Source organism: Xanthomonas sp. A1809, assembly GCF_017746015.1.
GTDB lineage: Bacteria > Pseudomonadota > Gammaproteobacteria > Xanthomonadales > Xanthomonadaceae > Xanthomonas > Xanthomonas euvesicatoria.
Window position 1 is genome coordinate 1 of record NZ_JAGHWZ010000007.1, and the last position, 11,202, is coordinate 11,202.

Consider the following 11,202-nt stretch of genomic DNA (forward strand, 5'->3'; position numbering starts at 1 on the left):
TGCTTCGCTTGCACACCGAGCGGATTTCAGACATCACCCACAGCGAGCCTGAGTCGTTTTTGCATGGCAACGGCGCGCTGGAAGATGCCGCGCCTACCATTGCCATTGTCAATGGCTACTTCCGCTACTCGTCCACGGACAAGTGGATCATGAGCGCTTTGCAGCTCAGGGCCCCGGCAGGCCAAGTGATTGCGATCGTCGGGAACTCAGGCGTGGGCAAGACCACACTCATCCGCGTTCTGGCGGGGCTTGAAGATCTTCAAGTCGGAGACTTCTTGGTCAATGGAGAGGATCTACGGAAGGTCGGTAAGTCGAGCTACCGAAGCAAGGTCAGTATCGTGATGCAGGGTGACAATCTGTTGTCCGGAACACTGGCGGAAAACATCTCTATGTTTGATGAGCACATTGACCAAGAACGTCTCGTGCAGGCTGCGAAATTGGCGTGTATCCACGACGATATTCAGCGCATGCCAATGGGCTTCAACACCAGAGTCGGGGATTTGGGAAACACGCTGTCAGGTGGTCAGAAACAACGGATCTTCTTGGCCAGAGCCTTCTACAGGCGCACTAAGTTGTTGTTGATGGATGAGCCAACCACTGGGGTTGATGAGCAGATGGGCATACAGCTGATGAAGAACATCAAGAGTATCGGCGCGACCACAGTCATCGTAACGCACGACAAGAACATCTCCCGGATGTGCGACATGCACTATCTCTTCGTGGGCGGGATTCTAAGACCCTTGATGAAAGAGCAGCCAAGCAAATCGGGCGATGCAGTGGAAGCGGCTGAAAAGCCCAGGCAACTATGAGAAGTCAATGCTTGTGAATTAATTCAAAGGGAGAGGCGTTATTGAGAACTTGGTAGTGAGAATGATCGGACCAAAATTAAACACACAGTATGGAGTGCTGGAATGAGAGAGCTGACAAATGAAGAGCTATTCTTAGTGGCAGGTGCCGCCGCCGCTGCGGATGTCGATCCAAGCGAGCCGCCCACTGAGTTGCCCCCCGTGGTGGTTAATCCACCTCCATCAGAACCACCAACATTGCCGCCAACACCGCCAGTTGAGCAACCCCCACCACCGCCACAAGGTGGAGGAGGGGGCAACGATGGTGATGTTTTTGTCCCGCTGGCTGCTGAAAACAGAATCGATAACGCTTTTATTGATAGCGTCGAGGGCGGGCAACAGCTAGATGCATATGTCCCCACCAATAACGGCGTGGTCATAGATCAGAGCGGAGTAACTGTGGCAACTGGAGTCGATTTGGGTAGCCAAACTGCCGAAAGCCTTGCCGCGCTAGGTGTGGATCAGGCGCTTGTTACTACGTTGACGCCCTACCTTCATCTAACAGGACAAGATGCGCTGAATGCCGTTCAAAACAACCCTCTCCACATCACCGAGGCGCAGGCAGATGCGTTGGATAACGCAGTTCGATCAAACATTTTAAATACGGTTGTTAATAGCTATAACAATTCTTCCGATTATGCTGACTTTTATCAGCTGCCTGGTGGCGTCCAGACCGCCATCGCAAGTGTTGCTTACCAATACGGCCCTGGCCTTGCCACAGCAACCCCCAATTTCTGGACCCAAGTAACAACGGGACATTGGCAAGATGCTGTTACCAATCTGAACGATTTCGGTGATGCGTATGATACAAGGCGAGACAGGGAGGCCGCGCTTATTCAACAAGATATTACGAACGGCAGCGTGCCGGGTGGCGGTTAAGTGTTGACTTATAACGTGAGGTTGGAGATGAAAGCTAACAAAAGAATTGCATCAATTGCAATAATGATCTTTTCATTGTGGGGAAGCGTTTTGGCCACGGCTGCGCCTGCCAAGATTAATTCTGCGGTCCTATCGGCTTACTTTGGTCAGTCAGCGGGTGACTATATTATTCCCGGAAAACCATTGGTGCAGCAGTTTGGGGAGGCTCTGAGCGGTCCACCCAACAAAGACGTTGATGTGGGGAATGGGGTGACCTTAATATCCGGCTGCCGCTACAAGAGCTGCATTGAGAAAGGTGCAGTTGCGATCAAGAGTGATAATACGGTCGAAGCTGCTGGGCTCATTCACTTTAACTGCAAAGCCGACACCAAAAAGTCGGGGGCTTCTTGCTCAAAAAATCCTACTTTCACCTTGTTTGTGCCCAGGAATAAAAAGAGCCTTGACGCAGAGATTTCTGTTCTGAGATGGGCACATGAATATGCGCCAGATGCTACTTTTGAAACGGTCACGTTGGAGAAATGAGGTTTGCATGCCAAGAGTAAGAGGCCAACAGAGGTAAATTTATCTTCAAGTGCTTCGAGTCTGCCTAGCTCTAAGTCTATGTGAGCCGGGCTTGCAATGGACCGTTATTTATGGGCTTCACGGGAAATAAAAAAATGATGTTTAGGAAGAAAAGAAAGCGAAACAGCAATTTATCAATCGAAATATTGCAGGGAGTGTTGTAATGAGAGAGCTGACAAACGAAGAGTTATTTCTAGTGGCAGGTGCGGCAGCCGCTGCGGATGTCGATCCGAGCGAGCCGCCTACTGAGCTGCCGCCGGTTGTAGTTAACCCTCCCCCAAGTCCGCCTCCGACTATTCCCCCTTCACCACCAGTTGAACAGCCAGGGCCTATTAGTCCTCCAGGTGGGGGTGGCACTCCTCTTCCAACAGCGCCGGAATACGATCTCAACTTCACGCGTGCGTTGACAGCGGAAGAGTCGGCCGCTCTGGTTAAATTTGACGATGCAATCTACTTTGTTAAAGACTCTATCAGCTCGCTTCCTGATAACGCTTATATGCAAATGAGCGATGGTTCAACCGTGCAGATGTCTGAAATCAAGAGTCTGATGCTCAATGCAGACTATAAGGTAAACGAAGCGGGCACTAGCTATAGTAATGGGTTTTCGACTGGGCAGTCCGACTATAACAACGGCGACCCACAGATATCAATAAACATTGACACCATTAAGGGGTATTCCGATCTAATGGGAGGGGCGAATTTCTTGGTGATGCATGAGCTAGCACATAATGCAGCAGCTGCTCGAACCCTTTACCAAAACCTCTATCAAGATGGTTTTACCAATGCTGAGTTTAATCAAAGTGAGAAATTTGCCAATGATATTGTGAGGGGTGTTGCAAATTATCTCAGCATAGGCGTGCTTGGTCCCAGTGATACAAAGGTTGTTGGTGGATATAGTGAGGTAACTCCGACTATCATTGTTCCAACTCCTTGATTTTACATTCGCGTTAAAAAGGTGCTTTCGATGTCCATAGTTAGGGTTGCCTTAAATTCGATTTGCGTGCTTACGCTCGCCGGCCTAATGGTCGGGCAGGCCCGCTCAAATGACCAGCGAGAGAGTGCTGCTAGGGCTCTATGTTCAGAAAAGTCTCAGCTTAAAGACAATTTCTATGTGGAGGGCGGGAGTGCGAATTTGGTAGTCCCCCTAGCCAAGGTAAGTAAGGTTGACAATGTCCGAGTTCATGCGATCAAAGGCACGTGCGCTCAATTTGTTGACTATTATTCTGGTGATAGCTATTACCTGTCCACCAACCTAAAAATTCAGGCGAAGCCAGGGGTTATTGGTGATATAGATCCTCGTCCCGAGAAGATTGATAAGGGTAATTTTCTTGCAACTAAAGATGGTGCGCTGTCAAAGGGCGTATTGGTCGATTCAATTCTCGTATCGCCATCACACGATCACTCAGACGACAAATACGTGGGAGCCTGGGTCACTAATGGTAAAACGCGCCTCATGATGTATTCAAAAAGCAAATCAGGACTTCTGAAAAAGGGAGAGGCAATTGCCGAGATCGATGGTCAAGTAGTTTCACTGGCTCAAATCGGTGCGCTGCACAGGGTTGACCAGGGGACTCTTTATGCTTTGGTCAAAGGTGACTCTTCCTTGTTGTCGGTTGCTTTCGATATTTATCGCCTGTAGATCAGGTTGAAATTGAATTGCGTGCTTATTTGAGAGGCCAGTAATGTTAGGCGTGCACAAAGGTCTTGCGGTTACATTACTGATGGCTGTCTTCTGCACAAGCGCCATTGCGGAAGATGGAATTTCAGGGCTCGCCATGGATGAAATAGTTGGTAAAATCTATGATCCGGGTAAGCCGGTAAACTATGAAGTTTTCCGCGAAATTGGACTCCGTGATTTCCACCAGGTGAGTTCAAGTCGATCTTTGAATATTGCTTTTCGCTCAAATGCGTTCAAGACGCGGGATCAGTATGCGATCTCCTTTGTTGAGTTCAGGGTCCCGCCTGAACTCGATAAAGGAGTGAGTTTTATGTATATGGAGCTCGCTCCTGAGCGCTGTTATGAAGTGTCTAAGATCAAGCAGAAATTTGCGCTCACCCCATACGTCCTGCCACCCAATCCCCATGCGCCACTCGTCGACGTTAGTAAGGATGTCTTCTATAAAACCAATCTTGGTGAAACGTCGGTGTACGTAAAGGCGAGTTCGAAGGGCGAGTGCTTGCTTGGTCTCACAAGACGTCGAAACTGATGAGGTCCGCTGGTGCTAGCCAATTAGGTATCTAATTGGTTAGCGCTAATCTGGGCCGACACCTGAGCAGGCTTCAAGACAACACTTGAAGCGCTTTAAATGCAATGAGGGCCGGAGTGAAATTTTATAAGAGTATTGTATGGTCCTCAACTATCGTGGCCTTTTCTATTTTAGTATCGACCACATTCTGTGGTGACGCCTATGGTTCAGAAAAAGTGCTTGGCGAACTGGTGTCGCTATTCAGTAGCGGCGCTATTGTTGAAGAGTCTCAGGTCAACAAATTAATTAGAGCCGGCAAGACCGAGATTGTCAGAGACGAGCCCCTTCGTCGTCACTATCGGGTTTCATTGAATGATCAGAAGTCCCAGGTAACAGCGTTGAGCTTCGGCGTTCATCGCAGTGATGAAAGTTGTCAGGCTTGGACAGTAGCTGCCCTAGCTGTAATTTCTACTGACAAAAAAGCCCGAGGCTGTGAAAGATATAGTGATATCGTTAAAAAATATGCTTTTGTGGAAGGCATACGTGAGCCTCGGGCCGTGATTAAAAATGCAGCTTGGACCCAACCAGCGACATTGACGAAAGGGCCGTATAAAATCTATGTCTCGACGACGGACGTGACCTCGCCTTGTGCTTCTGGGCTGACGGTTTCGACGAGGCTGAGTGATGGTTTGGATGCTGTCACTCAAACGTCAAGTAAATAGTGTTCATTTTTGCACCGGCCTGTGCATAACGACTGAGCTTACGCATTACATGTTCTCGTAAACAGCCCAAGGTCATTGCAAGGCAACAGCGTGATGGCACTTACGGCTCTGGTCGCTCCTTCAAGTTATTCCGAATGATGAGCAAGTAGACGAGGAGGGCAGGCACGCACATCAGGCAGATGCCGATGAAGAAAGTGCCATAGCCCTGGCTTTGTCCATAGCGCGTGGTGAGATAAGCCATTGCAAGGCCTGAAAAGCCGGCAAGCACCCTGCCGAAGATGGAGTAAAAGCTGGTTAGCCAAGCGTAGTGCTCACCTGCGCGTCCAAGCGTGACCAGCTTTGACATGTAAGCAACCAGGGCTATGCCGGTATAGCTACTAGCAAGGTTTTGAAGAATAACGCTAGCCCAAAGCAGTTCAGCAGACTGCTCGTTCGACGAGAGCGATGCAAGACCGAGGAGGGCAAGGGCTTGGAGAGCTGCGCCAACAAGAATGGTCGTGCTCAAGGACATGCGCTTCAAGCTTGTGCCTGCAGCCAAAATTCCGAGGAAGGCCGCAGGGATCCCAAGCCAAATATGAAGGGATCCGACCACGCTCTTTCCAATGCCAAGGGCATAGAAGAAAGGATTGATCATGGGGCCCAGAAGAATGTCCGGTAGGCGATAGCAGCCGATGAAGATGACCACCGCGATCCACCCTTGGGGGGTGGAGGGTCGAAGCGACACCAACGGAGCCCCCTGCTTCTTCGCACTCGTGGCATCTGGGGTGCGGTCGCTATCGGGATGGGATTGCAGAAAGAGCGTTCCGCAGATGGGCACCAACATCAGGGGCAGCAGAAGGGCATAAGCAACTTGCCAAGACAGCCGCGCTGCGAGCAAGAACACCAGACCGTCGCTCAGCAGAAGAGCAATGCGGTAGCCAAACTGATAGGCAGTGAGGAGCTTGGCTGGCTGCTGGTGCACTGCCTCCTGTTCGATGCGAAACGCATCGACTGAGGCATCCAGGGTCGCACCGCCAAAGGCGGCTGCGATGGAGCTCAATGCAATGAGCGGCAGACTACCGGTGACGACGCTCAGGACAAGGCCCAGGAGGGAGAGGGCGACCATGACCGAAGACAAGACAATCCAGCCCTGACGGTGCGACATGGTGCTTCCAACGGCCGGCGCACGACGTTGGTCGAGATGGCGGGCCCATAGGAATTTGAGGGAGTAGGGAAGTGCGGTCCAAGCCAAGGCACCGATGACTGCAATCGAAAGCGACTTTTCGCTGAGCCAATAGCCTAAGGTGCTGCCGATCAGCGGATAGGGCAAACCAGAACCGAAGCCCAGGAACAAAAATCCAGTCCAGGCCTTGGTCGACCTTGATGTCACTTCGTGCATAGGTTGCAACTGCCTTGTCGCTTCGGTTCGTCCATTCGTATCAAGGAAGCAACGTGTCTTCCTCAGCCATCTTTGCGAAGTGTGTAAGCCTTGGTTCCAAGCATAGCGCCCGTCTTATCTCGCACCAAGCGATGCGCTTGCTTGAAGTGAGGGCGCAAGCGGTGCAGGAGTGCTCTCGCCAGGCGTCGGTAATGCCCTGGCATAGCCACGAAATCCAGGATCCAGAGTTGATCACCTTCGTTCCAGTCACTAATCGGCAAGAACGGGGGATCTTGCAGAACCAAATGACTGGCGGTTTCAGGCGTCAGATAAGCCCATAAGGCGTAGCCGGTCCAGACTCCCTCTTCATCTTCGATCGTGACGAGCTGGCCTAGGCGAATCGCAGGCCATAGCCATACATAGGCAGCTGCGATACTGAACCTCTTGCGGTCAGTCTTGAACAGAAGTTGCATTGCCAGGCCAAGCGCCTGCGCATCAACGGCATTAGGTTGCATGGGCGGTGGTTGAGCTCAATGTCTGCGCTGCAACTGCAGCGTCCGGGAAGGTGAGCAGTGCGGCAGGGATTGATGCACGCCCGTTCAAGCTTAGACCTACCAGGTAGCTGGTGGGTTCGCAGTCGACCAGCACGACGTTTCGATGGGCAGAACTAGTGATGCCGAGTGTCTCATCTGCGACTTGGGCACCGAAGAGCAGTGTTCCCCCGTGCACGCGTGGCCCCGACAGCTGGACTGTATAGGCCACACGATGCGTATCAAAGAAATACAAAGCGGTGGACACGTGATCGCTTGCGTAGCCCAGGACAAGCCAGTGTGGCGGTAAGCCTTTCCAAACGCGGCGTGAGACCGCGACCTCAGTTGCGATAAAAGCCGAGACCCGTTTGGGTCCCGACGACCGATCGGCCAGGATCGACCGCACCAGCTTGATCGCGCGGCGCTTAGAGACGCGATAGGAAAGGCGTGGTCGTGGTCTCAGCCAGCGGTTGGCCGCACAAAGATGAAGATCTGAGTTCGGAAGTGCGCGCACGAAAGCTGCGATCTCCTCGCCAATCTGAGATCCCTGGGTTGCTTTGCCTCTGAGGTGGTCGGAGAGCCAATCGTGGCGTTCGTTGTGCTTTGTGGGCTGATCGAACGCATAGTCAATGCGCTGTTGCTCGCGGTAGTAGCGCGCAAGGAGCACTTTGAAATGAAACACCTCTGGGCTTGACTCAGGCAAAGCACACGCTTTTGCACAGTGATGGAGAAACGCAGCTTCCATGTGATGCTCGATCTGGATGAGCAGTTGATCGATGTTGGCGAGTGCCTTGTCAAAGCGGGAATACTTCTTGAAGAAATAGGCAAGCGATGGAAGCGAGTGGTGGACATCGCGCATCTCATTGCCGAAGAAATGACCATGTCCATCGGTGCCATGCTTCCAGCTAGGAACTGCGCGGAAGCCGCCGAAATCCAGGAACTGCGCGTTCAATGTGATGTTGTCGCTTGTCGGGCGCCCTGTCCAAAGGCGATGCGCGCGACTTGCGGCAATCTGCTCGGCAAGGCGGAGGTAGAGCTCAGACAAGTCAACGCCTAAGCCATTGGGATTGCCCGCATCGAGCTGCGCGTGTTCGTCGGCAAAGTGGATGGCATCTTTGACCCGCAGGCTATCTTGAAATTGATCGCTGTTTGCGCTGCCTGATGTTCCGAAATACAGGCTGCGCTCGAAATGCGCCAGGCGAAGGAAAGCGGGCCGGATTAGAATGGCGCAGCGTTCTGGTTCGTCTGCATCGGTGCGTGCCAGGGAGAAGCCGGCATCGATGATGGCAACGATGGGGACTGCCCCGTGGGGGAGTTCTGCGTTGAGGATCTCGCTGGCGACTGCCTCGCGAATGGCATCGTAAAGATAGAGACAGCCATGCGAGTGCGACCAATCATGGGCCTCGGAGACCAATGGTGTGGGGCCGGTTCCTTTGGCGATGAGCATGCCATCGGAGCCACAGCGGCCACTCCCTCCGTGGATTGCCCCACCGCTCCCACCATAGCGATCAGCGCCCAGTGTCCGTCCGCCGAAGCTGCCGGCAACGCAGTGAGCTTCGAGGGAGGTCACGGCGAAGCGTTCAAGCAAGGACGCTGAGATGCTGGTCCGAGTGGGCTTGTCGTGGATGGCGATGCCCAAGTCATGAAACCAGCGCTCATTGAGCCAAAGCACGGAAGCATCTGGCAGTTTTCCCACTGGAAAGGGCACGAGCATCGAAGTGCCCACGCTGGCGAGGTTCAACAGGTTGGGGTCGTTCTTGTCATCCATGTCCCAGTAGTCATTGGGCATTTCGCGTCCTTCTTTCTGCAGTTGTTGCGACTTCGCGTTCGATCGGCTTTGGCAATCCTACCAACCTGACGGCAGTTCGTCCTGCTGCTGACTGGATTTCCGAAAACCAAGAGACATCACGGCTGCATAGACCATTGCCTGGAAATCGGCACAGGGCATTGCAAAACCAGATCTGTACAGGCTCAATTCATTTTCTAGTATAAATATTAATCATACGTAGGGGGCGAAATTGCCGGCCCAACCGTAGCGCGAAAATTAAATAAAGAATCAAACAGCAAGAGCGCACTTATGGTTTCTGCTTTGCAGAAACCGTGCGCCAACGCTACGCGTTGGTGCGGTGGCTTTCGCCACCTCGTTGCTATGCTTCGCTAGGCAACACAGCTTCTTCAAAACCCTGAGATTCAAATCTCGTTGTTGTTGAGTTCGCTTATCTCTCGACAGGGGATGTTCTGCCGCTTCTTTGTGTGCTCCACAAACAGGAGTTTCACAAATGGCGATTTATCACGCAACAATGAAGTCTTTCAGTCGAGGCAACGGCGACTCGTCGGTCGCAGCAGCAGCCTACCGAGCAGGGTTTGATCTGCTCGATACAAGCACGGGGCTTGGTCACAATTATTCCCACCGAGGCGGTGTCGATTTCCATCAGATGCTTGCACCGAAGGGAGCGCCTTCGTGGTGCTTAGATGCCCAGTATTTTTGGAACGCAAATGAAGCGGCCGAGACCCGCAAGAATGCACGCGTTTGCCGAGAAGTCGAGGTGTCGCTTCCGCATCAACTCGATCCACATCAACGCAGAGTGCTCGCTTTGGCACTCGGTCAATTGCTTGTTGAGCGCTTCCAAGTCGCTGTGTTGGTGGCAGTCCACACCCCGAGCAAGCTTGGCGATCAACGCAACCACCATGTGCATTTGCTGATGTCAGCCAGACAAGTTGGCCCCGGTGGACTGGGTGAGCGCGCCTGCGCTGAGTTTGATGCGCGCCAAGGCGGAGGAACGCGAGCACTGCGGCAAATCCGCAAAGACATCGCAACAGTCATCAATGCGCACTTGAAAAATGCCGGTAATCCGGCTCGGGTGGATCATCGAAGTCTCCGAGCACAAGCGCAGGAGGCCGCGCGCAATGGGGAGTTTGAACGCGCCCGCGAACTTACTCGTCGGCCTGGCGAGCACTTGGGAAAAGCCAAGGTTGCGGTGATGCGCAAAACGAAGTTCACCGCAGAAGTCAAAGGAGCAGGTGGGAAAGCTGCGGCATTAGCGCTTTCGAAGCTAGTTGCTGAGCACATGAAAAAGAGCGGGAGCTTCGTGCACGAAGTGCCGCCGTCTCACAGTCATGCGGCCGCACTTCGGGATCGGGCCAACGCAAAAGAGTCTGGATTGGAAGGGCGCGCAGCGGGTGGGCAGGGTCGATTGTCAGGCGCAGAGCGGGTGCGGCAGATCAAAGAGCGCTTGGCGCGTGCGCCAGCGCCAAGCGCAGGACTCTACACGCCTTACAGTGGTCAGACCCGACATCTGGGCCGTGTGACGCGTCTGGCTCGTTCTTCGGGCCGAAAAGACGCGGAGGTGCTCAATGCGGAGGCGCAGCTGATCGAAGATTGGCTCGAAGCGCAACGGGAGGTCGCGCAGCAGTCTTTGGAGGTGTTGCGGCAGATCCCAGGGATCCAGATTGAGCAGGAATTTCAGCAAGCGTACGGGTCGCTGATCTGCCGGCGGGTCGACAGCTACGCCACCAAGCCTTTCTTGTTCGAGGACACGGAGATGCTTGCTCGCTCAATCAGTAAATATGCCCACATGTTGGTGCGACCCTACAAAGCGCGAATGGCCGTGCTGGATGCGCAGGCCAAGCTTTCTGAGCATGAGGACAACCCTGGCACGCAAGCGGCAGCAAGGGCTCGCCAGAAATTGGCTCGCGCCAAGGTGCATGTATCGCCTCGCGTCCAAGCCATTCAAGCGTGGCGCATCAAGCGGGCTCGAAAGGCGATGGTGGACGCAGGTGAGGCTTTGGAGAAGAACTTTGCCCCACAGCCGATCGAGGTGCTGACGCCTGAGACATCTGGCGATGATGCGCTTCCACCACAGGCCGAAGGTGATGCCGGGCATTGGGAGTTGAAGTTCCGTCCGCCCAAGCCAAGTCTATGATGGCTCAGATATTTCTGACCATTGACCGCGCAGCAGACTGATGGTGCGCCTAGGCATTTGGCTGGAAGCTAGGGTTGTCGCAAAAGGTTCTCGCCAAACGATCGGAACAACGCCGCCCGCCATTGGCACCCGGCGCCGAGACTGAGGCTTCAACGTCAGCGACAAAAGAGCCCCGCGCGCGGGGCTCTTTTTCGACTCA

General features: G+C 53.3%; 11 protein-coding genes. 8 read left to right on the forward strand and 3 right to left on the reverse strand.

The annotated features are described in order from the left end of the window. From J7396_RS11180 to J7396_RS11215, 7 genes are all read left to right on the forward strand, one after another. Positions 1-809: ATP-binding cassette domain-containing protein (locus J7396_RS11180; RefSeq protein WP_209261464.1), on the forward strand; the 809-nt coding region annotated here is incomplete at its 5' end. A 102-nt stretch (positions 810-911) separates the two neighbouring features. Next, positions 912-1,724 (forward strand): pesticin C-terminus-like muramidase, encoded by an 813-nt coding sequence (locus tag J7396_RS11185; protein WP_209261465.1) that lies wholly within the window; start codon positions 912-914, stop codon positions 1,722-1,724. 27 nt (positions 1,725-1,751) lie between these two features. Further along, positions 1,752-2,246, forward strand: coding sequence for a hypothetical protein (locus tag J7396_RS11190; RefSeq protein WP_139370946.1), 495 nt, complete (start codon positions 1,752-1,754; stop codon positions 2,244-2,246). Positions 2,247-2,448: 202 nt separating this feature from the next. Continuing rightward, entirely contained in the window at positions 2,449-3,219 is a 771-nt protein-coding gene (locus J7396_RS11200; RefSeq protein WP_244669630.1) for a hypothetical protein, read from the forward strand. A 30-nt stretch (positions 3,220-3,249) separates the two neighbouring features. Beyond that, positions 3,250-3,924, forward strand: coding sequence for a hypothetical protein (locus J7396_RS11205; protein WP_209261466.1), 675 nt, complete (start codon positions 3,250-3,252; stop codon positions 3,922-3,924). A gap of 43 nt (positions 3,925-3,967) precedes the next feature. Continuing rightward, positions 3,968-4,492, forward strand: a complete 525-nt coding sequence (locus J7396_RS11210) for a hypothetical protein (protein WP_209261467.1) — start codon at positions 3,968-3,970, stop codon at positions 4,490-4,492. A 116-nt stretch (positions 4,493-4,608) separates the two neighbouring features. After that, the gene (locus J7396_RS11215) at positions 4,609-5,193 is read left to right on the forward strand and encodes a hypothetical protein (protein WP_244669632.1); all 585 of its coding nucleotides are present in this window, start codon (positions 4,609-4,611) and stop codon (positions 5,191-5,193) included. A 100-nt stretch (positions 5,194-5,293) separates the two neighbouring features. Here J7396_RS11215 and J7396_RS11220 read toward each other — a convergent pair whose 3' ends face one another. The 3 genes from J7396_RS11220 to J7396_RS11230 form a co-directional block, all read right to left on the reverse strand. Further along, the gene (locus J7396_RS11220; protein WP_209261468.1) at positions 5,294-6,571 is read right to left on the reverse strand and encodes an MFS transporter; all 1,278 of its coding nucleotides are present in this window, start codon (positions 6,569-6,571) and stop codon (positions 5,294-5,296) included. Positions 6,572-6,633: 62 nt separating this feature from the next. Beyond that, positions 6,634-7,065 carry a toxin-activating lysine-acyltransferase gene (locus tag J7396_RS11225; protein WP_209261469.1) on the reverse strand — a complete coding sequence of 144 codons (432 nt, stop codon included), beginning with the start codon at positions 7,063-7,065 and terminating at the stop codon, positions 6,634-6,636. Beyond that, positions 7,055-8,869, reverse strand: coding sequence for a protein adenylyltransferase SelO family protein (locus tag J7396_RS11230; RefSeq protein WP_209261470.1), 1,815 nt, complete (start codon positions 8,867-8,869; stop codon positions 7,055-7,057). The genes J7396_RS11225 and J7396_RS11230 overlap by 11 nt, the downstream gene beginning before the upstream one ends. A 490-nt stretch (positions 8,870-9,359) precedes the next feature. Between J7396_RS11230 and J7396_RS11235 the strand changes: the two genes are divergently transcribed. Next, positions 9,360-11,003: a MobA/MobL family protein gene (locus J7396_RS11235; RefSeq protein ID WP_209261471.1), complete on the forward strand. Its 1,644-nt coding sequence runs from the start codon at positions 9,360-9,362 to the stop codon at positions 11,001-11,003. The last annotated feature ends 199 nt before the right edge of the window (positions 11,004-11,202 follow it).